This window comes from Kribbella sp. NPDC104740 (assembly GCF_055583505.1).
The window spans coordinates 1987780-2011568 of sequence record NZ_JBVJNV010000001.1; the positions used below are offsets into that span (position 1 = coordinate 1987780).

At 70.3% G+C, this 23789-nt stretch carries 26 protein-coding genes; 17 read left to right on the plus strand and 9 right to left on the minus strand.

The window, feature by feature from the left end:
* Positions 1-9: 9 nt before the first annotated feature.
* From ctaJ to ACZ6Z4_RS09350, 3 genes are read left to right on the plus strand one after another with little or no spacing between them, the layout of a single operon-like run.
* Entirely contained in the window at positions 10-288 is a 279-nt protein-coding gene (gene ctaJ / locus ACZ6Z4_RS09340; protein ID WP_363676250.1) for an aa3-type cytochrome oxidase subunit CtaJ, read from the plus strand.
* Positions 275-676: a DUF5130 family protein gene (locus ACZ6Z4_RS09345; protein WP_465560355.1), complete on the plus strand. Its 402-nt coding sequence runs from the start codon at positions 275-277 to the stop codon at positions 674-676. Before ctaJ ends, ACZ6Z4_RS09345 begins: the two co-directional genes overlap by 14 nt.
* Before the next feature lie 42 nt (positions 677-718).
* Positions 719-1294 (plus strand): GNAT family N-acetyltransferase, encoded by a 576-nt coding sequence (locus ACZ6Z4_RS09350; RefSeq protein WP_465560358.1) that lies wholly within the window; start codon positions 719-721, stop codon positions 1292-1294.
* On the opposite strand, the gene ACZ6Z4_RS09355 is transcribed toward ACZ6Z4_RS09350, so the two are convergent.
* Complete coding sequence (locus ACZ6Z4_RS09355) at positions 1291-2361, minus strand: hypothetical protein (protein ID WP_465560361.1); 1071 nt, start codon at positions 2359-2361, stop codon at positions 1291-1293. The genes ACZ6Z4_RS09350 and ACZ6Z4_RS09355 overlap by 4 nt on opposite strands.
* Positions 2362-2636: 275 nt before the next feature.
* On the opposite strand from ACZ6Z4_RS09355, the gene ACZ6Z4_RS09360 reads away from it, so the two are divergent.
* Complete coding sequence (locus ACZ6Z4_RS09360; RefSeq protein ID WP_465560364.1) at positions 2637-3776, plus strand: serine hydrolase domain-containing protein; 1140 nt, start codon at positions 2637-2639, stop codon at positions 3774-3776.
* Here the strand turns inward: ACZ6Z4_RS09360 and ACZ6Z4_RS09365 are convergent.
* Together ACZ6Z4_RS09365 and pepN are read right to left on the minus strand one after the other, a co-directional pair.
* Complete coding sequence (locus tag ACZ6Z4_RS09365) at positions 3773-4303, minus strand: hypothetical protein (protein WP_363676245.1); 531 nt, start codon at positions 4301-4303, stop codon at positions 3773-3775. The genes ACZ6Z4_RS09360 and ACZ6Z4_RS09365 overlap by 4 nt on opposite strands.
* Before the next feature lie 64 nt (positions 4304-4367).
* A complete protein-coding gene (gene pepN / locus ACZ6Z4_RS09370) occupies positions 4368-6941 on the minus strand; it encodes an aminopeptidase N (RefSeq protein ID WP_465560368.1) in 2574 nt (857 codons plus the stop codon).
* Positions 6942-7028: 87 nt separating this feature from the next.
* Between pepN and ACZ6Z4_RS09375 the strand changes: the two genes are divergently transcribed.
* From ACZ6Z4_RS09375 to ACZ6Z4_RS09410, 8 genes are all read left to right on the plus strand, one after another.
* On the plus strand, positions 7029-7631 hold the full coding sequence (locus ACZ6Z4_RS09375) for a mycothiol-dependent nitroreductase Rv2466c family protein (RefSeq protein WP_465560371.1): 603 nt from the start codon (positions 7029-7031) through the stop codon (positions 7629-7631).
* 92 nt (positions 7632-7723) lie between these two features.
* Positions 7724-8482: a serine hydrolase gene (locus ACZ6Z4_RS09380; protein WP_465560374.1), complete on the plus strand. Its 759-nt coding sequence runs from the start codon at positions 7724-7726 to the stop codon at positions 8480-8482.
* A gap of 19 nt (positions 8483-8501) precedes the next feature.
* A complete protein-coding gene (locus tag ACZ6Z4_RS09385) occupies positions 8502-8978 on the plus strand; it encodes a ribose-5-phosphate isomerase (RefSeq protein ID WP_465560377.1) in 477 nt (158 codons plus the stop codon).
* Between the two features lie 149 nt (positions 8979-9127).
* Positions 9128-9967: an Fpg/Nei family DNA glycosylase gene (locus ACZ6Z4_RS09390; RefSeq protein ID WP_465560380.1), complete on the plus strand. Its 840-nt coding sequence runs from the start codon at positions 9128-9130 to the stop codon at positions 9965-9967.
* A gap of 48 nt (positions 9968-10015) precedes the next feature.
* Positions 10016-11233: a PP2C family protein-serine/threonine phosphatase gene (locus ACZ6Z4_RS09395; protein ID WP_465560383.1), complete on the plus strand. Its 1218-nt coding sequence runs from the start codon at positions 10016-10018 to the stop codon at positions 11231-11233.
* Positions 11234-11383: 150 nt separating this feature from the next.
* Positions 11384-12349 (plus strand): hypothetical protein, encoded by a 966-nt coding sequence (locus tag ACZ6Z4_RS09400; RefSeq protein ID WP_465560386.1) that lies wholly within the window; start codon positions 11384-11386, stop codon positions 12347-12349.
* Between the two features lies 1 nt (position 12350).
* Positions 12351-13055 carry a class F sortase gene (locus ACZ6Z4_RS09405; RefSeq protein ID WP_465560389.1) on the plus strand — a complete coding sequence of 235 codons (705 nt, stop codon included), beginning with the start codon at positions 12351-12353 and terminating at the stop codon, positions 13053-13055.
* A gap of 11 nt (positions 13056-13066) precedes the next feature.
* Positions 13067-13507: a hypothetical protein gene (locus tag ACZ6Z4_RS09410; protein ID WP_465560392.1), complete on the plus strand. Its 441-nt coding sequence runs from the start codon at positions 13067-13069 to the stop codon at positions 13505-13507.
* Between the two features lie 12 nt (positions 13508-13519).
* Here ACZ6Z4_RS09410 and ACZ6Z4_RS09415 read toward each other — a convergent pair whose 3' ends face one another.
* A complete protein-coding gene (locus ACZ6Z4_RS09415; protein ID WP_465560395.1) occupies positions 13520-13963 on the minus strand; it encodes a MarR family winged helix-turn-helix transcriptional regulator in 444 nt (147 codons plus the stop codon).
* Positions 13964-14045: 82 nt separating this feature from the next.
* On the opposite strand from ACZ6Z4_RS09415, the gene ACZ6Z4_RS09420 reads away from it, so the two are divergent.
* Together ACZ6Z4_RS09420 and ACZ6Z4_RS09425 are read left to right on the plus strand one after the other, a co-directional pair.
* Entirely contained in the window at positions 14046-14234 is a 189-nt protein-coding gene (locus tag ACZ6Z4_RS09420; protein WP_363676227.1) for a hypothetical protein, read from the plus strand.
* 28 nt (positions 14235-14262) lie between these two features.
* On the plus strand, positions 14263-14700 hold the full coding sequence (locus tag ACZ6Z4_RS09425; RefSeq protein WP_465560400.1) for a nitroreductase family deazaflavin-dependent oxidoreductase: 438 nt from the start codon (positions 14263-14265) through the stop codon (positions 14698-14700).
* On the opposite strand, the gene ACZ6Z4_RS09430 is transcribed toward ACZ6Z4_RS09425, so the two are convergent.
* A complete protein-coding gene (locus ACZ6Z4_RS09430) occupies positions 14697-15197 on the minus strand; it encodes a DUF6609 family protein (protein ID WP_465560403.1) in 501 nt (166 codons plus the stop codon). The two genes, ACZ6Z4_RS09425 and ACZ6Z4_RS09430, sit on opposite strands and share 4 nt — an antisense overlap.
* A 142-nt stretch (positions 15198-15339) precedes the next feature.
* On the opposite strand from ACZ6Z4_RS09430, the gene ACZ6Z4_RS09435 reads away from it, so the two are divergent.
* Together ACZ6Z4_RS09435 and ACZ6Z4_RS09440 are read left to right on the plus strand one after the other, a co-directional pair.
* Positions 15340-16068: a CDP-alcohol phosphatidyltransferase family protein gene (locus tag ACZ6Z4_RS09435; protein ID WP_465560406.1), complete on the plus strand. Its 729-nt coding sequence runs from the start codon at positions 15340-15342 to the stop codon at positions 16066-16068.
* The gene (locus ACZ6Z4_RS09440; protein ID WP_465560409.1) at positions 16069-17028 is read left to right on the plus strand and encodes a hypothetical protein; all 960 of its coding nucleotides are present in this window, start codon (positions 16069-16071) and stop codon (positions 17026-17028) included.
* Here the strand turns inward: ACZ6Z4_RS09440 and ACZ6Z4_RS09445 are convergent.
* Complete coding sequence (locus tag ACZ6Z4_RS09445) at positions 16973-18148, minus strand: AAA family ATPase (RefSeq protein WP_465560415.1); 1176 nt, start codon at positions 18146-18148, stop codon at positions 16973-16975. The genes ACZ6Z4_RS09440 and ACZ6Z4_RS09445 overlap by 56 nt on opposite strands.
* A gap of 369 nt (positions 18149-18517) precedes the next feature.
* On the minus strand, positions 18518-18652 hold the full coding sequence (locus ACZ6Z4_RS09450) for a hypothetical protein (RefSeq protein WP_465560418.1): 135 nt from the start codon (positions 18650-18652) through the stop codon (positions 18518-18520).
* A gap of 61 nt (positions 18653-18713) precedes the next feature.
* Here ACZ6Z4_RS09450 and ACZ6Z4_RS09455 point away from each other — a divergent pair, with 61 nt between their 5' ends.
* Complete coding sequence (locus ACZ6Z4_RS09455; RefSeq protein WP_465560421.1) at positions 18714-19658, plus strand: Gfo/Idh/MocA family protein; 945 nt, start codon at positions 18714-18716, stop codon at positions 19656-19658.
* Between the two features lie 460 nt (positions 19659-20118).
* Here ACZ6Z4_RS09455 and ACZ6Z4_RS09460 read toward each other — a convergent pair whose 3' ends face one another.
* Positions 20119-22011: an ABC transporter ATP-binding protein gene (locus tag ACZ6Z4_RS09460; RefSeq protein WP_465560426.1), complete on the minus strand. Its 1893-nt coding sequence runs from the start codon at positions 22009-22011 to the stop codon at positions 20119-20121.
* The gene (locus tag ACZ6Z4_RS09465) at positions 22008-23672 is read right to left on the minus strand and encodes an ABC transporter ATP-binding protein (RefSeq protein ID WP_465560429.1); all 1665 of its coding nucleotides are present in this window, start codon (positions 23670-23672) and stop codon (positions 22008-22010) included. The genes ACZ6Z4_RS09460 and ACZ6Z4_RS09465 overlap by 4 nt, the downstream gene beginning before the upstream one ends.
* Between the last annotated feature and the right edge of the window lie 117 nt (positions 23673-23789).

Sequence of the window (23789 nt, forward strand, 5' to 3'; positions counted from 1 at the left end):
CTTCGAGCCGTGACTCCTTTGCTCTCCGGCCACACCTTGCTGGTGTTCGTCGGCATCCCGGCGCTGGTGATCGCGGTGGTCGCCCTGCTGGTCTTCGCGTCCACGATCGCGCAGGGCCCGCGCTACCGCCCGGGCCTGTCCTGGTGGGCCCCGCCGGTCTGGATCAACGGCCCGGTGGCGACCAAGCCGGACCCGGCCAACCTGCCCGAGCTCCCCGCCGGCAGCACCCCGACCGCGACCGCCGGCGGCGTCGCCCGAACGACCGGAGGCGCAAGTGCCAGCTGGTGACGCTTTCACCCACGACCAGCTGCTCGACCTCGAGCGCGCGGTCCGGCACGCGGAGGCCGCGTCCGGCCTGCACTTCTCGGTGTACGTCGGCGGCGCCGACTCCGAGACCCGGCCGTTCGCCCTCGAGCTGCTGAACGAGCTGCCCGACCCGGACCGCACCGTGCTGGTCTACGTCGACCCGGCCGGCCGCCGGCTGGAGATCGTCACCGGCGCCACCGCCAAGCGGCAGCTGTCGGACCACTCGGCCGGTCTCGCCGCGCTGACCATGCAGACGTCGTTCGCCACCGGCGACCTGACCGGCGGTCTGGTCACCGGCGTCCAGCAGCTCGGCGACCACGCGCACCAGGCGCCGCTGCTGCACCACGCCGACGAGCCGCACAAGCAGTAAACCCAGCTGCTGCGGGGCCGGTTGCTCGGGTAGAAAGACCTGATGAGCACCACACGCCTCGAGCCGACCGAGATCCAGGCCGGCGACCTCCTGCTACGTCCGTTCACGCTGTCCGACGAGCAGGCGGTCGCCGTTGCGCTGGCCGACCCGGGCATCCTGCGCTGGACGGCGGGCAACGCCGTGATCCAGCTCCCGGCGGCCCAGCGCGCCCTTGCGTGGCTGGAGCCGCGGGTGCGCAGCTGGGCGCTCGGCAACGCGGTCTTCGCCGTCGCCGACCTCAGCAGCGGTGAGCTGCTCGGCTCAGTGACGCTGCGGGACGTGCACCGGATCCCGGACCAGGCGCTCGCGGCGTACTGGGTGACCCCGGCCGCGCGGGGACGCCGGGTGGGCGCCCGGGCGCTCGACGCGGCCAGCCGCTGGGGCTACGAGAAGCCTGGCCTGCACCGGATCTCGCTGGACCACGCGCTGGTCAACGAGGGCTCCTGTCGCGTGGCCACGGCCGCCGGCTTCCAGCTGGAAGGCGTCATGCGGGACTACTACGTCGAGCCGACCGGCCGCCGCCACGACTCGCACCTGCATGCCCGGCTCGCGACCGACCCGGGCTTGCAGATGTCCTAGTCGAGCGACGTGGCCGGCTCGTACGTCGGGCAGGCGTTGTTCTCGTGGATCTTCTGGACCTTCGGCGAGATGCAGGCGTTCATCGCGTTCACCGACGAGGTCGCCGGGCCGACGTACACGATCCAGGTCGCCGTGGTCGGCTCGCCGCCGTCGACGATGCCCGGGTACTGGCCGTCGGCGAGCATCGCCCGCGCCGCGACACCGGCGTTGATCAGCTTGCCCGCCAGCTCCTTCGCGAGCTGGTCGGCGGCCATCCCGGCGTCGGTCGGGTAGGTGTCGATCACGGCGATCCACTGGCCGCTGCGGAACTTCGGCGAGGCCGATCCGGTGTTCGGCGTCTTCGTCACGGTCGTCTTCTGGGTGGACGGCTTCGGCGCGGCCGGTTTGCGGTCCGCCTTCGCCGTGCTGGGGGCGGCCGGAACCGGTGGGTTCGACGGCGCCGCGGAGGTGACGACGGAGTCCCGGCCGGTGTCGGCGCTGCCGCCCGCCTGGGGATCCGGTGAACTGCCGTTGGTGAGGATGAACGCGAAGGTGCCGGCCATCGCCGTACCGGCGACGACGGCGGCGCCGATGGCTGCGCGCGACCGCCTCGGCCGGCCCTTGCCGCCGGTACCGCGGCGGTTGGTGCCGCTGTCGCCGCGGTCACCGGACGAGCCGGTCGCGGTGGCGGGCGCGTGGTCGTGGGCCGCGGCCCGGCGCTCGGCCGAGGACGTGGTCCGGGTGTCGCGGTTGGTCCGCCGGCCGGGTGCGCTGTGCGCGCCGTCGACGGGCGGGTAGTAGGCGTAGTCGTCCGGCAGGTTCTCCACCCCGCCGTACGACGTCGCGTGCGCCGCGGCGACGTGCCGCGACGGCTCGGTGTCGATCAGCTCGTCGAACGGCGCCGGAGCGATCCGGTCGGTCGGCGGCTGCGGCCGCGCGGGCTCGGCCCGGGCGTGGTGGGCCGGTTCGGGGTGGGCGGGTTCGGCGGCCGGTGCGGGCGCGAACGACGCACCCGCGGCAGCAGCCAGATCGGCAGCCGGACCCGACCAGAGGTCGGTGGGCGGATTCCGGTGGTCCAGGGATGTCACGGCAAAGGTCCTCCCCAAGTCCTTTCCGTCGGATTTTCCGGATCAGCTTAAGCCTGAACCCGCCGGTAAGTGAGTACTCCTCAGGTGCCGGAAATCTCCTTTACCCGCAGGCGATCGCGGTCCGGAATCACGTCACGACAGTGCGCCGAGAAACAATCGTTTGACAGTCACCGGTAGCGCACGCGCTACCACTGTCCGGGTTTTCAGGCGATGGCACCGAATTCCTTCGATCACCAGGCTGGCGGAAACACAGTCACCGAATTCGAAGGAAATCCATGGGTCTCAGGAGAATGCTGCTCACCGTCCTCGTACTGTCCGTGATCCCGGTGGCACCGGCCGTGGCGACCCGGACCGACCCGCTGCAACGGGACGTGAACCGGATCACGGCGGTCGGCGTCACCGGCGTACTGGCCCGGACCACAGCGCCGTCCGGGCGCTCGCGAACGGCGGTCGGTGGGGTCGCGTCCGTCGACGCTCCCGGGCGGCCGCGGGCCGACGGGTACTTCCGGATCGGGAGCACCAACAAGACACTGGTCGCGACGGTCGTGCTGCAGCTGGTCGGCGAGGGCCGGATGGGGCTGGACGAAACCGTCGAGAAGTGGCTGCCCGGGTTCGTCCGCGGCCACGGGAACGACGGCCGGCTGATCACCGTGCGGCAGTTGCTGCAGCACACCGCCGGGATCTACGACGGCAACTTCCCGGTGATGGACAACGCCGAGCAGTACCACCAGCAGCGGTACGTCGTACGGACTGAGGAGGAGATCGTCCGCGCCGGGCTGAGCCACGCGCCGGACTTCGCACCGGGGACCGGGTGGCAGTACTCCAACACCGGGTACGACCTGGTCGGGCTGGTGATCAAGGCGGTCACCGGTCGGCCCTGGTACGACGAGGTGCAGCGGCGGATCGTCCGGCCGCTCGGGCTGCGGCACACGTACTGGCCGGGGACCAACCCGCGCATCGCCTGGCCGCACGCGCGCGGCTACACCAGGTTCGCGGCGGGGGAGTCGTACACGGACACCACCGAGCTGATCGACGTGGACGCCTCCGGCGGCTACATCTCCACGCTGGCCGACCTGGATCGTTTCCAGCGCGCGTTGTTCGGTGGCGAGCTGCTGCGGAAGGCCCAGCTGCGGGAGATGACCCGGACGATCCCTGTCGGTGGGCAGGCGGCGGAGCTCTGGCCTGGCGCTCGCTACGGGCTGGGGATCTTCTCGCGGGACCTGGCGTGCGGCGGCACGCTCTGGATCCCCGGCGGGGACCAGCTCGGGTACCGGACCCGGCTGGGAGTCACTGCTGACGGCAAGCGCAGCGCGGTGGTGTCGATGTCGACGCAGCTGTACGACTCGGCGGAGATCGTCTTCGCGCAGGACAAGGCGGCGACCCGGCTGATCGACCGGGCGATCTGCGCGAGCTAGGTGCCCGACGGGATGCCGTCGAGCTTCGGCGCCGGCCGGGTGTCGAGCGCGTCGTCGAGCCAGGCCTCGACGTCCACGTCGGCGTTCAGGATGTGGTGCACGTACGACGACCGCTCGTGCGTGAGCACCTCCAGCTCCCAGACCGTCGGCGCGACCCCGATCGGGGCCGGGCGCAGGTCGTCGACGTCGAGGCCGCTGAACAGGCTGAGCCGGGACTGGAAGTCCTTGGCCCACGTCTGCACCACCAGCGAGATGCCCTCCTCGGACAGGTGCAGGACGACGACCCCGAGACCCAGCCCGCCCATCACGTCGTCGAAGTCGAGCTGACGGGTCGCGGTGGTGCGGGCGGCGGCGACCATCTCGTCGTCCCAGGCCCGGCCGCGCGCGGTCACGACGTACGGCTTCACCAGGCGGTGCGGGAAGCGCCAGGGCATCAGCGGCGTGACCGGTCGAGGCCGGTACGCCTCGGCGAGACCAGTCAGAGCTACGGCAGCTGCACCGGCAAGGGCGGGATCAGGGGAAGCCACCGCGACAGTCTGCCCCACCCACGGACTCCGTGGGTGGGGCAGCCGTGTCAGCTCTCTACGCCGGTCAGCCCTCGGCGTCGCGACGCTGCGCGGACAGAGCGCGGACCAGGTCGGCCCGGGCCTCTCCGACGTACCGCAGGGTCGGAGCGTCGACCGCTTCGGCCTCGCTGTCCAGCCAGCCGGTCAGCGCCTCCAGCGTGGACTCCTCCGCCAGGTTGCGCGGGGACAGGTAGACCAGGACGTTCTCACCCATCGAGGAGCCGAGCCGGGTGTAGACGTCCTTGGCCGCCGACAGGTACTTGCCGACGTACGGGCGCAGCAGCTCCTCCTGGCCCGGCTGCTGGAAGCCCAGGATGGTCCGGAACTGCGTCTCGTTCGGGGTGTCCTCGGACTCCACCGCGATCCGCCAGGCCGCTTCCTTGGCCTCCGCGGTCGGCCGGGCGGCCCGAGCCTGCGCGGCCCGCTCCTGCCCGGTGATGGTGGTGTCGCGGGTCAGCTCGTCCTCGATCGCGTCGCCGTCGACCCGGCCGAGGCGGGCCAGCGCGACGATCAGCGTCCAGCGCAGGTCGGTGTCGACGACCAGACCGTCCGGCAGGTCGTTGCCGTCGAGCCAGCCGGCCAGGCGATCAGCGCCGGCGTCGGAGAAGACACCGCCGATGTAGGCCCGGGCGAACGCGAGCTGGTGGTCGCTACCGGCAGCGGCGTCGGCCAGCAGCCCGGCCAGCGCCTCCTCGTACTGCGCCCGCAGCGCGGCCCGGTTCTCCAGTACGGCGTAGTTGTTGATCGCCGTGGTCGCCTGGCCGAGCAGCGACCGGACACCGGTCAGGTCGGTCTCGGCGCGGATCCCCTTGAGCACGATGCCGACGTACTGCGAAGCCGGCATCTCGGCGTCGCGGGTCATGTCCCACGTCGCACCCCAGGCCAGCGCCCGCGGCAGCGACTCGGCCAGCTGGTCGATCGACTCGACCAGGGTCGCCCGGGAACGCTCGTCGAGCCGGATCTTGGCGTAGGTCAGGTCGTCGTCGTTCAGCAGCACCAGATCCGGCTGGGTGGCGCCGACCAGCTCGGCGAGCTCGGTGCGCGCGCCGTCGATGTCGACCTCGAACCGCTCGGTGCGGACCAGACCGGCCTCGGTCCGGCGGTAGAGCCCGACGGCGAGCCGGTGCGGCCGCAGGACCGGGAAGTCGGCCGCCGCGGTCTGCTCGATCGCGAACGAGGTGAACGCGCCCTCGGCGTCGACGGTGAAGTCGGCGCGCAGCGTGTTGACGCCCGCGGTCCGCAGCCAGCGCTCGGTCCAGTCGTCCAGGTCGCGCCCGGACGCCTTCTCCAGCGGCTTCAGCAGGTCGGCCAGCTCGGTGTTGCCGAACGCGTGGTCGGCGAAGTACTCCTTGAGCGCCGAGATGAAGGTGTCCTCACCGACGAACGCGACCAGCTGCCGCAGCGTCGAGGCGCCCTTGGCGTAGGTGATGCCGTCGAAGTTCACCTCGACCGCGTGGAAGTCGACCATGTCCGCGGCGATCGGGTGCGTCGAGGGCAGCTGGTCCTGGCGGTAGGCCCAGGTCTTGCGGGCGTTGCAGAACGTCGTCCAGGCGTCGGCGTACTTGGTGGTCGCGGTCGCCTGGGCCCAGTGGCTGGCCCACTCGGCGAACGACTCGTTCAGCCACAGGTCGTCCCACCAGGTCATCGTGACCAGGTCGCCGAACCACATGTGCGCCAGCTCGTGCAGCACGGTGTTCGCGCGGCTCTCCAGCTCGGCGTGCGTGGTCCGGCTGCGGTAGATGTACTCGTCGCGGATGGTCACGCAGCCCGCGTTCTCCATCGCGCCCATGTTGTACTCCGGCACGAACGCCTGGTCGTACTTGCCGAACGGGTACGGCGTACCGAAGGCGCGCTCGAACAGCTCGAAGCCCTGCTTGGTGACCTCGAACAGGTCCTCGGTGTCCAGGTGGTCGGCCAGCGACGGCCGGCACAGCAGCGCCAGCGGGTAGCTCCCGTTCGGGCCCTCGTAGACGTCGGTGACGACGTGGTACGGACCCGCGACGACCGCCGTGATGTACGTCGACATCGGCACCGTCGGAGCGAACTCCCAGCGGGCCAGCTCCTCACCGTTCTCGCCGGTGTACGGCGTCGGTTCGGGCGTGGCAGCGTTGGAGATGACGACCCAGCGGGCCGGGGCGGAGACGGTGAACGTGAACGGTGCCTTCAGGTCGGGCTGCTCGAAGGTCGTGAAGACCCGGCGCGCGTCCGGCACCTCGAACTGGGTGTAGAGGTAGGTCTCCTTGTCGGCCGGGTCGACCGAGCGGTGCAGCCCTTCACCGGTGCGCGAGTAGATGCAGTCCGCGACCACGCGCAGCTCGTTGCGCTCGGCGAGCCCGTCCAGCTGGATCCGGGCACCGTCGTAGACGCTGTCCGGGTCGAGCGCGCGGCCGTTCAGGGTGATCTCCCGGACGGTGGCGGCGATCAGGTCGGCGAACGTGCTCGCGCCGTCCTCGGCGCCGAAGGTGAGCGTCGTCGTCGACGCGAACGTCGGTGCGCCGGCGGCGGCCGTGCTCAGGTCGAGCTCGATCGCGTAGCTCACGTCACGGAGCAGGCCGGCGCGGGTCCGCGCTTCGTCGCGGGTCAGGTTGGTTCCAGGCATATCGGCATCCTATGCAGCTGACCAGCCACTACGGTGAGGGTTTCCCCCAGACCTCACTCTTTTTATTTATCTTTGTATTATTTGGCTATGACTGCCCCCGCTGAATTCTGGTTCGACCCGGCCTGCCCCTGGGCCTGGATGACGTCTCGCTGGATGCTCGAGGTCGAGCAGGTCCGCGACGTGAAGACGACCTGGCACGTGATGAGCCTGGCCGTCCTGAACGAGGAACGTGACGACCACGACGAGAACTGGCAGCGCAAGCTCGGCATCGTCCGGGTCCTGATCGCCGCCGAGCAGGCGCACGGCAACGAGGTGCTCCTGCCGCTGTACACCGCGCTCGGTGAGCGGATCCACAACCAGGGCCGCGGCACCCGCGGGTCCGACGGCGACGTGCTGGCCGAGGCGCTCGCCGAGGTCGGCCTGCCGGCCGCGCTGCTCGAGGCCGCCGACTCCGACAAGTACGACGACGCGCTGCGCAAGTCGCACAACGCCGGGATGGAACTGGTCGGCATGGAGGTCGGTACGCCGGTGATCGCGGTCGAGGGCGTCGCCTTCTTCGGCCCGGTCGTCACCCCGGCCCCGAAGGGCGAGGCGGCCGGCAAGCTCTGGGACGGCGTCCGCCTGGTCGCCGGCACCGACGGCTTCTTCGAGCTCAAGCGCACCCGCGACCGCAGCCCCGTCTTCGACTGAGACCTTCGGTCTGTCGTACAGGGGTTGAACCCACGACCGTCAGGCATGAAAGTTGTCGACCAAGTCTTTCCGTCGACGGTTGGTGGTTGCCTGTGAACGCTCTGCCGGTGGGTCCGTCCGCGTTGCCGACGGCCGGAGTGACCGTCTTCGACCGCGACACCGGGCGGATCACCGAGCAGCTCAACCCGGACCTGTGCTTCCGGTCCGCGTCCGTGGTGAAGCTGCTGGTGGTGCTCGACTTCCTGTGGGACCGCGGCCCGGCGTACGAGTTGCCGGTCGAGGACCGGGAGCGGCTCGAGGTGATGCTGCGCAGCAGCGACGACGACGCCGCCAGCTACTACTGGGACGAGCTGGGTGGCGGCGCCATCGTCGACCGGATGGTGCGGCGGCTCGGGCTGACCCACACCACCCGGCCGCCGGCGACGCACCCAGGGTTCTGGGGGTACGTCGCGATCACCGCGGCGGACACCGTCCGGATCTACCGGTACCTGCTCGACGAGGCGCCGGCGCCGGTCCGCGAGTTCGTGATGGGGAACCTGCACCGGCCGACCCGGTACGGGACCGACGGCTTCGACCAGTTCTTCGGGATCCCGTCGGTGTTCGGCGGCGACTTCAGCATCAAGCAGGGCTGGTCGGGTTTCCGCGGCAACGGGCGCTCGGCCTCGCCGGTGCAGGAGCTCGACCTGACCAGCGACGCGCTGCACACCACGGGCACGGTCGGCCCGGGGGACCGGACGATCGTCGCGGTCTACACGCTGCACCCGTCGGGTACGCCGTACGACAAGGCCTACGCCGACGTCACCGAGCTGGTCCGCGCCCTGGACGTCCCCGGCGTCCCGGGCGCCGAGTAGAGCTGCGAAACTCATGCCCATGCGAGTGCACATCGGCTCTGACCACGCCGGCTTCGAACTGAAGAACCACCTGGTGCAGCACCTCACGGCTGCCGGGCACGACGTCGTCGACCACGGCCCGGCCGTGTACGACGCGGTGGACGACTACCCGCCGTACTGCCTGCGGACGGCCGAGGCGGTGGTCCAGGACGGCGGCAGCCTGGGCATCGTGATCGGCGGTTCCGGCAACGGCGAGCAGATCGCCGCGAACAAGGTGAAGGGCGTCCGGGCCGCGCTGGCCTGGAGCACCGAGACCGCGAAGCTCGGCCGCGAGCACAACAACGCGAACGTGATCAGCGTCGGCGCCCGGATGCACAGCACCGAGGAGTCGACCGGTTTCGTCGACATCTTCCTGGCCACGGACTACTCCGGCGAGGAGCGGCACACCCGCCGGATCGAGATGCTGTCCGGCTACGAGGAGACCGGCGAGCTGCCGCCGCTGCCGGAATCGTCCTGACTTCTCGGCTGTTGTTGATCACGGGCGGGAGGGCGCGGCCGGGACACGTCCCGGGCGCGCATCGACCGACCGGTCCCGATCACCGCGGGCGTCGGCGCACCCCTGCTCCGGCCCGCACCACCTGCTGACGTCGTACCCATAGGGGAATCATGCCCGAAGGCCACACCCTGCACCGGCTGGCGAACGACGTCTGGGACGCGTTCGGCGGCCGGGTCGTCCGCGCGTCCAGCCCGCAGGGCCGGTTCGTCGACGGAGCCGCGCTGCTCGACGGCCGGGTGCTGCGGCACACCGAGGCCCACGGCAAACACTTCCTGGCCGAGTTCGACGGCGGCCGCTGGCTGCACATCCACCTCGGCCTGATCGGCAAGGTCGACTTCGGCGCCGCGCCGATCCCGGAGCCGGTCGGCCAGGTCCGGCTCCGGCTGCAGAACGACGCGGCGTACGCCGACCTGCGCGGCGCGACGGTCTGCGAGGTGATCTCCGACGGCGAGCGCGAGACGCTGATCTCCCGGCTGGGCCCGGACCCGCTGCGCGACGACGCCGACCCCGACCTGGCCTGGAAGCGGATCCAGCGCAGCAAGCTCCCGATCGGCCAGCTGCTGATGGACCAGCAGGTGCTCAGCGGCGTCGGCAACGTCTACCGCGCCGAGGTGCTGTTCCGCGCCAAGCTGCACCCGATGACCCCGGGCAACCTGGTCAAGAAGCGCGAGTGGCAGGGCATGTGGAGCGACCTGCTCGAGCTGATGAAGTACGGCGTGGAGACGGGCCGCATCGACACCGTCGCCGACGACCACACCCCGGAGGCGATGGGCCGCGACCCGCGCCAGGACGACCACGGCGGTGAGGTCTACGTGTACCGCCGTCAGGGCCAGCACTGCCTGGTCTGCGACTCGGTCGTGCGGACCGAGATCCTGGCCGGACGCAACCTGTTCTGGTGCCCGAAGTGCCAGCGCACGGGCCTGACCCGGAAGCCGTCGGTCAAGAAGTAGTGACGATCTGATGCGCGGACCGGTCGGTGCCGTTATCTTCGTCTCACCATGAGCGCCCGCGGCGGTTACGCGCGTCTGCGACGGGCCGGCCTGAGGGCTGCCCGGACGCTGGTCCGTCGTGCCCGCAAGTCGCACCCGCTGACGCTGATCATGCTGCTCTTCGTCACGGTCGCGATCAGCACGGCGTCGCTGCTGCTGCCGTCATTGATACCCACTGCGGCGCTGACTATTCCGCTGCTGCTCGGCGGGTTGCTGTTGCGCTTCAAACCCCTGGTGGTGCTGACGTTCGTCGCGCTGGTGCTCGGGTCGTTCGTGATGTCGGAGCGCGCGGCCGGGCTGCCGAAGATCGGCTTCGTGGTGACGCTCGGCGTGGTCGGCTGGATCGTGCTGACCGGCGCCAAGGTGCGCAGCCGGCTCGGCGTCCAGGGCAGCCGCGGCGAGTCGATGCTGATCGAGCTGCGCGACCTGCTGACCGCCCAGGGCGAGTTCCCGCGGCTGCCGGCCGGGTGGAAGGCCGAGAGTGCGATCCGGTCGGCCGGCGGCCAGTCGTTCTCGGGTGACTTCGTGGTCTCCGCGACCCGCGGCGAGGACCAGCTCGAGGTCGCGCTGGTCGATGTCTCCGGCAAGGGTATCGACGCCGGGACGCGGGCGCTGCTGCTGTCCGGAGCGTTCGGCGGACTGCTCGGCGTCGTACCGGTGGAGGAGTTCCTCCCGGCCGCGAACCACTACGCCCGCCGCCAGGACTGGGACGACGACTTCGCCACCGTCGTGCACGTCGCCGTTGATCTGCGCACCGGCGAGTTCGAGGTCCGTACGGCGGGCCACCCGCCCGCGATCCAGTTCGACGCGTGGTCGGGCCGCTGGTCGACGCGCGACGCCGACGGCCCGCTGCTCGGGCTGGTCGAGACGCCGGAGTTCGCGGTGAACAAGGGTCAGCTCAAACTCGGCGACGCGCTCTTCCTCTACAGCGACGGCATGGTCGAGACCCCGCGCCGCGACATCGGCCTCGGCACCGACCGCCTCGCCGGCCACGCCGAGCGCCTGGTCGCCAAGGGCTTCGACGGCGCCGCCGAGGAGCTCGTCGTCGAGATCGGCGGCCCCGGCGACGACTCCGCGATCGTCGTCATCCACCGCCAGACCCACCCGTCGGAAGCCGCCGCCGACGCCTGCCCCGGAACCGGCCGCACGGCCCAGTCCGGCAGCTCCCGCCGCAACCGCCACGCCGTCTTCCGCCAGGCCCTGGCCGGCCGCTCACGCCCCGCCTGAACCGCCGCGGCAGTTGCCTTGCGCATCGTTTCGTCACCGTAGGTCATTGACTGACTGCCCGAAAAGCTCATACTGCAAAGGAATGTGGTGGCCAAGTGGTTGAGCTTGGCAACCATCACGGGGATTCAGCCTGGGGACGGGACCGGTCAGATGAGCACAACCGGGGTTTCTGCACGGGCCGCGAGCGCTGTCGCCGCGGCCGGAGCGATCACACTGCTGCTGGGCGCGGCCGTACTGGCCGCGGTTCCGGTGGCGTCGGCGAGCCTGCCTGCCGCGGTGCAGGCCGCGCCGCCGGGCAACAACGGCACGATCAAGATCGAGGGCGTCGACGTCCAGAGCGGCCCACCGGACAACAACCCGCACCAGGGCTGCACGTTCGTCGTCGAGTTCTACAACTACGACCAGGGCGACGACCTGCGCGCCGAGGTGAGTTTCGCCGACCAGGCGCCGACTGCTGACGGCGGCCTGCAGGTGGTGTCCGGCAGCCAGGACCTGTTCATCGGCGGGGATGCCGCCGGTGGTGGGAACGACCTGGATGCGAAGGAGACCTACACGCTGAAGTTCACCGGGCCACCGCATCCGCAGCAGGGGTACCACGTGAAGATCACGGTGCACGCGGACGGCTCGATCGGGAACGACACGAAGCACAAGGTCTTCTGGGTCGAGGGCTGCACGCCGCCGGTGACGCCGCCCGCTACTCCGCCCGCCACGCCTCCGGCTACTCCGCCTGCGACGCCTCCGGCTACTCCGCCTGCGACGCCGCCGGCCACACCGCCTGCGACGCCGCCCGCCACCCCGCCGGGGACTCCTCCCGCGACACCGCCTGGTACCCCGCCTGGTCCTCCTCCGGCCACGCCGCCGACGGTGCCACCCGGCAGCCAGTCCACTGAGCCACCTCCTTCGGACCAGCCGAGCACGCCAGGTGCACCCACCTCGGGCACCACGACCTCACCGGCTCCCGCCGTACCGACGGCCGTCGACGCAGGTCTGACCTCCACCGGCAGCGGTCCGACCGGCTTCAACCTCGTCAGCGGCATCCTCATCGCCGCGGGCGCTCTGATGCTGGCCGGCGGAAGCGCGGCCGCGCTCCGCCGCCGCGGAAAGCACAGCCTCTGACGTGACCTCCGGTAAACGACGCGGCAGGCCCGCCCCTCTTCGCAGGGGCGGCCTGCTCGCGCTCGCCGGCCTGCTGGTGATCAGCACCGGCGCCTACCTCCAGCGAGACCCCGGTGACGCCACCGCCAACACCGACCCAGCCCAGCCCGCCGTCGGTGCCGTCCCGCAGCCCGCCGGCGATGCCCCGACGCCGGCCCTCGGCGCCGACCCGCTGCCCACCGTCGCGCGCCCATCCGCAGTTCCTTCTGCTGCGCCCAGCCTCCTCCCGCGCCCCGCGAAACCAACCCGCATCTCCCTCCCGCAACTGGCCGTCACCGCCCCCGTCGTACCGATTCGAACGACCACCGGCGAACTGACCCCGCCCTCCGACCCCTCCACCGTCGGTTGGTGGGCCGACGGCGCCCGCCCCGGCGCCGCGGCCGGTTCGGCCGTCATCACCGGCCACACCGTGCACAACGGCGGCGGCGCCTTCGACAACCTCGACCAGCTGAAGCCCGGCGCGACCGTCACCATCGCCACCACCCGCGGGCCGCTCCGCTACCGGGTCGACACCACCACGACGTACCGAAAACGCTCACTCGCAGCCGCGTCGACCAAGCTCTTCGACCAGCGGGTCCCCGGCCGTCTGGTCCTGGTCACCTGCGAGGACTGGAACGGCGAGGTCTACCTCAGCAACGTGGTCGTGGTGGCCCGGCGGATCGCGTAATCTGCACCCTCGTGGCGGTCGATGAGGTGGATGCGGACGTACCTGAGGTGTCGTTCGAGGAGCTCGTCGCGACGATGCCCGCGTCGGTCCGTGAGGTGATCCCGGACGCGCGCTGGAAGCTCGGCAAGCTCTGGGCGCTGGAGCTGCGTACCGAGCCCGTCGAGGTCGCCGATCTGGTTTGGATCTTCGACCTGCCGCTGTGGGAGCTGAACGGCGAACGCTTCAAGGTCACCCCTCGCCAGGTCGCCGAGACACCGATGAACTACCGCGACCACTACGAGCGCGTGATGGACGCCGACCTGGACTTCCCGATCCACCTGGTCGCGTACCGCGGCCGGCTGGTGGTGCTGGACGGCATGCACCGGTTGGTGAAGGCCCACTTCCTGCGCCGCCGCTGGATCGAGGGCAAGATCCTCACCGCCGCGCAGCTCCAGGAGTGCGTCGGGCCCTGAGTCGTACGGCGGTCAGCTCGTCGCGGCCTTGATCACGCGCGTCAGGTTGCCGTGGAGCGACTCGAGCTCCTTCAGCGTCATCCCCAGCCGCTCGATGATCGCCGGCGGGATCTTCAGCGCCTGCTCACGCAACGCCCGCCCGGACGCCGTCAGCTCGACAGCCAGTGACCGCTCGTCCCGCGGGTCGCGGCCGCGCGTCAGGTAACCCGCGGACTCCAGCCGCTTCAACAGCGGCGACAGCGTGCCCGGGTCGAGCTCGAGCAGGTTGCTGAGCTGCTTCACCGACAGCGGCGACTCCTCCCACAGCGCGAGCATCACCAGGTACTGCGGGTGGGTGAGACCCATCGGGTCCAGCAGTGGCCGGTACAGCGCGATCACGCTGCGGGACGCGACGGCGAGCGCGAAGCAGACCTGGCGGTCCAGCTGCAGCAGGTCGGTCTCTTCGGTCTGCGACACGGGTTTTCTCCTTCGTGCGGTCTCGTCTACACTAACACTTGGTACACCAATCATTGCCACACCAATCATCAGGGAGTCTGTGATGAGCGCGAAGAACGAGGGGCTCAGCCTGTTCTACCGGGTCCGGTGGCGGCTGACCTGGCTGCTGCTGCACGTGGCCGGCCCGGCCACGCTGCCGGACTCCCAGGACCCGCGCCGCCGGATGGAGCGCCAGCGGGCTGCCAAGGTGGCCGCCGCGCGGCAGGCCCGGGAACGCCGGGAGAGCGTGTAGACACCGGCTCGGGGGTACCTTGGATGACATGTCATCTCAGAATGAATACGCCCCCAGCCCGACCGACTGGGTCCGGAACGCGGTCGAGAAGATCGACGCCACCGGGTCCACCGAGGCCGCGGGCTTCAACGGCATGGGCGTCGTGCTCATGACCATGATCGGCAACAAGTCGGGCAAGATCCGCAAGGTCCCGGTGATGCGGGTCGAGCACGACGGCGTGTACGTCGCGGTCGCCTCGCTCGGCGGCGCCCCGAAGAACCCGGTCTGGTACTACAACCTCAAGGCCGACCCGAACGTGAAGCTCCAGGACGGCACCGAGACCGGCGAGTACGTCGCCCGCGAGATCGAGGGTGCCGAGTACGACGAGTGGTGGCCGCGCTCGGTCGCGGCGTACCCGGACTACGCGGAGTACCAGAAGAAGACCACGCGCAAGATCCCGCTCTTCCTGCTCGAGCCGAAGAGCTAGTAGCTCAGCCACACCATGCTGGACCCGGCGGCGATCTTCAGGACGCCGTCGGTGATCCAGAGGGCGCGGTAGGGGATCTCCGGGACGAGCAGGCCGAGGCCGGCGTTCAGGATGCAGAGCAGGCCGAGCAGCCCGCAGATCGGTCCGTGCGAGAACGCCAGGATCAGGAAGTGCACGCCGACCACGAGCAGGATCCACAGCCAGAACTCACGCGACGTCCGGTCCGGCACCTTGGCGACCACCAGGTTGACCAGCCCGACCTCGGCGACCACGCCGATGCCGAAGGCGACGTACTGGTGGATCGCCGGGTAGCCGAGCCCGTCGAAGATCGTCTTGGTGATCCCGCCGACCATCATCACCACGACCGCGAGCGCGGCGCCGGTGATCAGCCCCGGCAGGAACCACCGCCGGCCGCCCGCACCGCCGACCACGATCCCCAGCCCGACCAGCACGAGCAGGGCTCCGCCGCCGCGCATCAACGGGAACGTCCGGGCCATCCCCGTAAAGTCCGTGATCAGATCCACCGCCGCAGGGTATGCGGTGCCGGGTGCAGCACCTGCGCTGTGAGACGCTGAAGGAGACTGTCCGACGCGTGGCGTCGACCGAGTTCTGGGAGTTCTGCTGACCACACACGACGCGGTGCGCGAACCTTTCGTCGGATCGACGCGGCTGCGGCTGGCCGGGCTGGCGCTGCACGCGTACACCGCGAGCGGCACCGTGCTGGCGCTGCTGATCGTGATCGCCGCGATCGACGGTGACGCCGTCCGGGCGCTCTGGCTGATGCTGGCCGCCCTGGTGATCGACGGCACCGACGGCATGCTGGCCCGCCGGCTGCGGGTCAAGGAGACCATCCCGTGGTTCGACGGCGCGATGCTGGACAACATCGTCGACTACCTGACCTACGCGTTCGCCCCGATCGTGCTGCTCTGGACCGGCGGGTACCTGCCGTCCGGCTCCTGGGGCGCGGTGCTGGCGGCGCTGCCGTTGCTTGCGTCCAGCTACCAGTTCTGCCGGGTCGACGCGAAGACCGACGACCACTTCTTCCTCGGCTTCCCGAGCTACTGGAACGTGGTCGCCTTCTACGTCGTCGTGCTCGGCCTCGGCCCGGCCGCGACCGGCGTCATCCTGGTGACCTGCTCGATCCTGGTCTTCGTCCCGGTCAAGTACGTGTACCCCTCGCGAACCAAGGCCTTCCGGTCGATGAACCTGTTGACCACGGCGATCTGGCTCGGCTCGTACGCCGTACTGCTGGCGCAGATGCCCGACCCGAACCCCGCCGTCGTCGCACTGTCGCTGGCCTACCTGGTCTACTACGGCGTCCTGAGTCTGTACCTGACCTTCTGGGTGCCGCGGCGCAAGGCAGTCTGAGTGCTGCTCGGTCTGGGAGCCGCGCTCGGGGCGGCCGTGCTGTTCGGAGTCGCCGCGATCCTGCAGGCGGTCGGCTCCCGCAAGGTCCCGACCGGCTCCGAGCTGGACCCGCGCCGGTTCGCGGCCTTCGTCGCGGCGCTGCTGCGCCAGGGTCCGTTCCTGGCCGCCCTGGTGCTGAACCTGGCCGGTTTCGGCCTGCACTTCGTGGCGCTCCGGCTGCTGCCGCTGTACCTCGCCCAGGCGGGCATCGCCGCAAGCCTCGTCGTCACCGCGCTGCTCGCGACGCGCTGGATGGGTGATCGCCTGTCAGCGGTCGAGTGGGGCGCGGTGATCGCGGTGTGCGTCGGGCTCGGCGTACTGGCCGTGTCGGCCGGGCATGCGGGGGAGAGCGCCCGGCACCACGGCCTCACGATCGGGATCCTGCTCGGCCTGATCGCGATCATCGTCCTCGGCGCGGTCGCCAGCCGCTCGGAACACGCCGGCGCGACGGCGCTTTTGGGGTTGCTGGCCGGCCTCGGCTACGCCGGCGTGGCGATCTCGGCGCGCCTGCTGGAAGACGGCTCGATCAGCGAACTGCTCCAGGGCTTCACGACGTACACGCTGCCGTTGAGCGGGGCGCTCGCGTTCATCCTGTACTCGCTGGCGCTCCAAAGAGGTTCGGTCACGCTGGCGACGACACCGATGATCGCGCTGCAGACGATCACGCCGGCTGCGGTGGGTGTTTTCGTGCTGCATGATGCGGTCCGGCCCGGCTGGGGCGTGGCCGCCGTCGGTGGGTTCGTGCTGACGGCGATCGGGGCGCTGATCCTGGTCCGCTTCGAATCGGTGAAGGACTCGGCTGAGGAGACGACGCCGGGCGGCGGTCCGGCCTCGGCCGACGGTTCGGCGGGTGGATCGGCTTCGGCTAGCGGGCCGGCCACTTCCACGGAGGCTCGTCCAGCGGGCCCTGACCCGCGATAGCGGTCTGGCCGAACTCCTTCACCAGCTCGATCGTCCGCAGGTCCTGCCCGGTCTCGTTCGCGCCCGCCTCCAGCGCGGCGAGGAACGGCCGCGAGTGCGTCACCAGGATCACCTGCGTCTCCTTCGCCGCGGTGATCACGAGGTTGGCGAGCGCCGGCAACAGGTCGGGATGCAGGCTCGTCTCCGGCTCGTTCAGCACCAGCAACTCCGGCGGCCGCGGCGTCAGCAGCGCGGCGACCCACAGCAGATACCGCAGCGTCCCGTCCGACAACTCCGCCGCAGCCAACGGCCGCAGCAGCCCGTGCTGATGAAACACCAGCTCGAACAGCCCGGCCCGACTCTCGACCTCCACCGAGCTCCCCGGAAACGCCTGCTCGACCGCGTCATCCAGCGCTCGCCGATCCCCGATCTGGTTGATCGTCTCCAGCGCCGCCGCCAGATCAGCGCCCTCGGCATCGAGCACTGGTGTCCGCGTCCCCACCCGCGCCTGCCGCGCGGGCGCGTCGGCGTCGGTCCGCAGATGGTCGTAGAACCGCCACCCCCGGATCCGCTCCCGCACCGCCATCAACTCCGGCGCCCGGTGCGGATCCGCGAACTCGCTCAGCATGCTGTCGAACGTCTGCAGCTGATGCCCGCCGTCTTCCCACTCGCCGCCCGCACCCCGGATCCGCACCGCCGCGTGCTTGCGATCCACCAGCAACGACGCCGGCCGGAAGAACGGACCCGCCCAGAGCGCCTCCCGCTTGATCTCCGGATCCTGCCCGAACGGCCCACCCATCGGCGGCAGCCCGAAGTCCACGGCGTACCCGTAGTCCTCGGACGCGAACCCCATCCGCAAACTCACCGGCCCCGACCGCACCGTCCCCTGCACCGCGAACTCCCCACGCCGCACGGCCTTCCCCACCACCTCAGGCCCGGCCCACAAGGTGCTCTGCAACCCACCCTCCCGAGCCAACGCCGCCACCGCCCCGTTCCGGGAAGCATCCGCCAGCAACCGCAGCGCCCGGTACAACGAAGACTTCCCACTCCCGTTGGCCCCCGTCACCACATTCACCCGCCCCAACGGCACCACCACCCGCCGCAACGACCGATAACTCTCCACCGCCAACGTCGTGAGCATGCCGCCAAGCTACAAACCCCCACCGACAAGCTGCCGCCCGTACGACGTCCAGCAGACCCCGTCGTCAAAGCTGCCAAGGGCTGATCGCCCACCGCCCGGCCGCCCGTCGAGCTGGAATCCGCTCCCCGCCGGCACCCGCATGTCCCGCACCAACTCCTGCGGCCCGAGCAGCTCAGGCCCGTGGTAGTCCACGTACAACCACCCGTCACCCGACACGTAGCACCCGACCCGCCCGTCCACGACCAGACTCGGCTCGCCGTACAGGCCCTCGAGCTCACTCCGCCGCAGATCTCCCAGCCCAGCCCGAGCCGCCTCAGCAAGCGGGCCCCACTCGACCCCATACCCCCGCCGACCGTCGTCGACGAAGTCTTAGTCAACCTCCTCCAGGAAGCACACGTCCTCGACCAGTTGCCCGCACAGCACCTCGGCTTCGCTCTCGGTCGACACGAACATGCCGGTCCGCAGCACCATCACCGAGATCTCAGCGATCCACCGTTCCTTCAACTCATCTGCCGTCCCGCATCCGGGAAGCGTAGAGACACACTCAGGGTGCAGACTCGACCAGGTGATCACGCGTGCGGTACGCCTGGGAATCGTCGGTCTCGGAGCGATGGGCGGGCGAGTCCTCCAGATCGCTCAGTCTCACCCCGACTACGAGGTGGTCGCCGCCGCCGACCTTGACCCGACGGCGGTCGCGCGGTGGGCCGGGGAGTTCCCGGCGATCCGCTTCACCGCCAGCCCCTCAGAGGTCGTCGTCGCCGCCGACATCGACGCCCTCTACGTCGCCACCCCGCCCGCCACCCACGCGGACCTCACCGTGGCGGCCTTCGCGGCGGGGCGGGCGGTGTTCTGCGAGAAGCCGCTCGCGGTCAGTCTGGCCGACGGGCATCGGATGGTCGAGGCGGCCGCCGGCGCAGGAACCGCCGCCGCGGTCAACTTCGCGCTGTCGGACCAACCGGCGACGCGCCACCTCGAAGAAGTCCTCGGCGCCGCCGGTGAGATCCGCGCCGTCGAGATCCGGCTGGCCTTTCCGCACTGGCCCCGGCCGTTCCAGGCCTCGGCCGCTTGGTTGGGCGAGCGGGCCCAGGGTGGATTCATCCGCGAGGTGTTCTCGCACTTCGCCTACCTGACCGACCGCCTGATCGGCCCGCTGACCCCTGTCGACCTGGTGCTCGACCATCGCGGTCCCGGCGCCGAGGTCGCGGCGTTCGGGTTGTACCGGGCCGGTGACGTCCCCGTGCAGGTGAGCGGTGTGGTCGCCGGGCCGACGACGTACGAGTGGATCGTGCGCGGGACCGAGCGCTCCTACCTGCTGCGCGACTGGACCGACCTGTTTGTTGCTGATGGCAATGAATGGGAGCGGGTCGACCTGCCGGAGGAGCGAAGCGGTGACGCCTCGCGGTTGTCGCTGTTCGCCGAGGCCGTCCGGGGCAACCATCCGGCGAACCTCGCCGACTTCGCCTCGGCGTACCGCGTCCAGCAGGCCGTCGAGGCCTGGCACACCAGCTAGCCCTGCGCAACGAACAGGGCCTCTTCCACCGAGGTGGAAGAGGCCCTGCCGGAAACAACCAGTCTCAGCCGCGAACCGGCCTTCGCGCCCTGCCTCAGCAAGGTCCCCGGCAGCTGGGCCAGGGGCCCGGCGGCGCCCGCCGGCGACACCGATCAACCTTGGCCGCAAGCCCATCGAGCATCCGACGGTCTCCGCCGGCCCGCAGCGCCGGATCAGCCGCAGACAGGCCTCGACCGCGCCGCCGGCGGCGAGGTCGTCGTCCGACCATCACGACGACCTCGCCGGCCGGCGCCAGCGTCTCGACCTTCACTTGTTCGGGCCGGCGCCAGCGCCTCGACCTGCACCTGCTCAGGCCAGCGCCTCGGCCTGCACCTGCTCGGGCCAGCGCCAGCGCCTCGGCCTGCACCTGCTCAGGCCGGCGCCAGCGCCTCGACCTTCACCTGCTCAGGCCAGCGAGTCCTCAGGCCAGCGAGTCCTCCCAAGCCTGGTGCAGACCCGCGTAGTGCCCGCCGTGCGTGATCAGCGAGTCCGGTGAGCCGTCCTCGATGATGCGCCCGTGCTCCAGCACGATCACCCGGTCCGCGGTTTCCACCGTGGACAACCGGTGCGCGATCACGATCGCCGTGCGGTCGGCGAGGATCGTGCGCAGCGCGCGCTGGATCAGCCGCTCGCTGGGGATGTCGAGGCTCGACGTCGCCTCGTCCAGGATCAGCACCGCCGGGTCGGCCAGGAACGCCCGGGCGAAGGCGACCAGCTGTCGCTGACCGGCCGACAACCGCGAGCCACGCTTCTCGACCGCTGTCTCGTACCCGTTCGGCAGCCGCACGATGAAGTCGTGCGCACCGATCACCTTGGCGGCCTCGACGATCTCGTCCATGGTCGCGTCCGGTTTGCCGAAGCGGATGTTGTCGGCGACTGTGCCGGTGAACAGGAAGTTCTCCTGGGTCACCATCACCACCCGCTCGCGCAGGTCGTCCTCGGTGAGTTTGCGCAGGTCGATGCCGTCGAGCACGACCTGGCCGCCGGTCGGGTCGTAGAACCGGGCGACCAGCTTGGCGATCGTCGTCTTGCCGGCGCCTGTCGTACCGACCAGGGCGAGGGTCTGCCCGGCCGGTACGTCGAGGTCGAGGCCGGGCAGGACCGCCACACCGTCGACGTACGAGAACTTCACGTCCCGCAGCTCCAGGTGTCCGCTCGCCTTGCGGGCCGGCTTGGCCGGGTCCTTCGGCTCGGGGACGTCGGGAGACTCGTTGAGCACGCCGGACAGCTTCTCCAGCGCGGCGCTCGCGGACAGGAACGTGTTGTAGAACTGCGAGATGTCCTGCAGCGGCTCGAAGAACTGCCGCAGGTAGAGCAGGAACGCCGTCAGTACCCCGACGGTGACGTGCCCGTGGTAGGCCTGCCAGCCGCCGTAGGCGAGGATCGCGACGATGGTGATGTTGCCGACGCCCTTGATCGACGGCATGAAGATCGCGTTGATCCGGAACGACTCCAGGTTCGCTTCCCGGTAGCGGTCGTTGACCCCGTGGAAGATCTCCTCGTTGCGCGGTTCGCGGCGGAACGCCTGGACCGCGCGGATCCCGGTCATCGACTCGACGAAGTGCACGATGACCAGCGCGACGGCTTCGCGGCTGCGCCTGTAGACCAGCTGCGACCGGCGCCGGAACCAGGTGGTCAGGAAGAACAGCACGGGGAACGACAGCAGCGCGAGCAGGCCGAGCTTCACATCGAGCGTGAGCAGCAGCACCGCCGTACCGATCAGGGTCAGCAGCGCCGTCACGAGACCGTCGAACCCGGTCTCGAGCATCTCGTCGATGACGTCCACGTCGGACGTCAGCCGCGAGATCACCCGGCCCGAGGTGTAGCGGTCGTGGAACGACGGGCTGAGCCGTTGGAAGTGGTCGAAGACCCGGCGGCGCAGCCCGAGCAGGATGGTCTGGCCGAGCCGGCCGGACCGCATCAGGAACACCTGCCGCGCGAACGCCTGGATCAGCGCCGACGCGAGCACCGCCGCGACCACGGTCAGCAGGGTCGTGTTGCCCTCACCGGCCAGGATCGGCGGGATGCCCTTGTCGATGCCGAGGTGGACCAGGTACGGCACGGCGAGCCGGGCCGCGTTCTCGACGACGACGATCGCGACCAGCAGCCAGATCAGCTTCTGGTACGGGCGGAGCAGCTCGCCGAGCAGCTTGCGGGACTGCTCCTTGAGTCGCACGGTGGTGGCCCGGGACAGTTCGTCGTCGCCCTGCTCGGCGTACCCGCGCCAGGATTCCTCGCGGTCGATGATCTGTTCGGGGTTCCGGGTCTCCTCGGGATCCGGCTGAGGCTGAGATGCCTGTTGCGTCGTGCTCATGCGTGCACCTCTTCCTCTTCCGCCGCGAGCAGCTGCCGGTACGCCGGTACGGTCGCCAGCAGCTCGTGGTGAGTGCCGACGTGGGTGATCGTGCCGTCCTCGAGCAGTGCGACCTGGTCGGCGAGCATCACCGTCGACGCCCGGTGCGCGACGACGATGCCGGTGGTCGCGGAGAGCACGTTGCGCAGCGCCTCCTCGACCAGGGCCTCGGTGTGCACGTCGAGCGCGGACAGCGTGTCGTCGAGCACCAGCACGGCGGGCTTGGCGAGCACCGCGCGGGCCAGGGCCAGGCGCTGCCGCTGACCGCCGGACAGGGACATGCCCTGCTCGCCGACTCGGGTCTCCAGCCCCCAGGGCAGGTCGTTCGCGAAGGTCGCCTGGGCGATCTCCAGCGCCTGCTGGACGTCGGCGTCGCTGGCGTCCGGCCGGCCGAGGGTGATGTTCTCCCGGACCGACATCGAGAACAGCGTCGGGTCGTCGAACGCCGACGCGACCGCGCTGCGCAGCGAGCGCAGGTCGAGGTCGCGGACGTCGTGCCCGTCGATGGTGATCCGGCCCCCGGTCACGTCGTACAGCCGGGGGATCAGTGCGGTGAGCGTGGTCTTGCCCGACCCGGTGGCGCCGACCAGGGCCAGCGTCGTCCCGGGGGTGAGGTCGAGGTTGATGTCGTGCAGCACGTCGGCGGAGTCCGGGGAGAACCGGAAGCTGACGTTCTCGAACCGCAGGTGCCCCTGCGGGTTGTCGAGGTGCTCGGGCCCGGACTCGATCGTCGACTTCGTGTCGAGGATCTCGCTGATCCGGTCCGCCGACGTCATCGCTTCCTGCGCCATCGCGAGGATGGTGCCGAGCGACTCGACCGGCCAGATCAGCGACAGCATCAGCGTGATGAACGCGACCAGCGTGCCCAGGGTGATCGCGTCCCGGCCGACGGCGAGCGCGCCGAGCAGCAGCACGATCACCAGCGTGAGGTTCGGGATGACTTCGAGGAAGGTCCAGAACCGGGAGGCGAGCCGGACCTTCTCCACCGAGGTGCCGTAGAGCTTGACCGCGCCCGAGTCGAACTGGGCCTTGACGTGCTCGCGCCGGCCGAAGGCCTTGATCACCCGGAAGCCGAGCGCGGACTCCTCGATCGAGGTGGCCAGGTCGCCCTGCTGGTCCTGCACGCGGCGTGAGATCGCCAGGTACTTCTTCTCGAACTTCAGCGACACCATGATGATCGGCACCGCGGCCGCCAGCACGACGACGCCGAGCGGCCAGTACAGCCGCAGCAGCAGGATGGTGACGACGACCAGTTGCAGGATGTTGATGACCAGGAACAGCAGGCCGAAGCCCATGAACCGGCGGATCGTCGACAGGTCGACGGTGACCCGGGACAGCAACTGACCGCTCTGCCAGCGGTTGTGGAACTCCATCGGCAGCGTCTGCAGCCGGACGTACAGGTCGTGGCGCAGGGTCGCTTCGAGGTCGCTGACGGTCCGGGACTGGGCCCAGCGGCGCATCCAGACCAGCAGGACCTCGCTGATGCTGAGCCCGAGGGCGAGGAGGGCGAGCGGGACCAGGAGGCTGAGCTCGCGGCGGGTGACCGGACCGTCGATGATGGCCCGGGTGACGAGGGGAACGCTGAGGCTGACGCCGACACCGAGGACGGCCGTGGAGAACATGATCGCCAGGCGGTGCCGGTGGGGGCGGAGGTAGGGCCGTAGCCGCCACAGGTTGTGACTGCGGGCGGGGGCTCGGTTCGAGGGGGGTGCGATCGACGGCGCTTGGGCAGGGTGCTC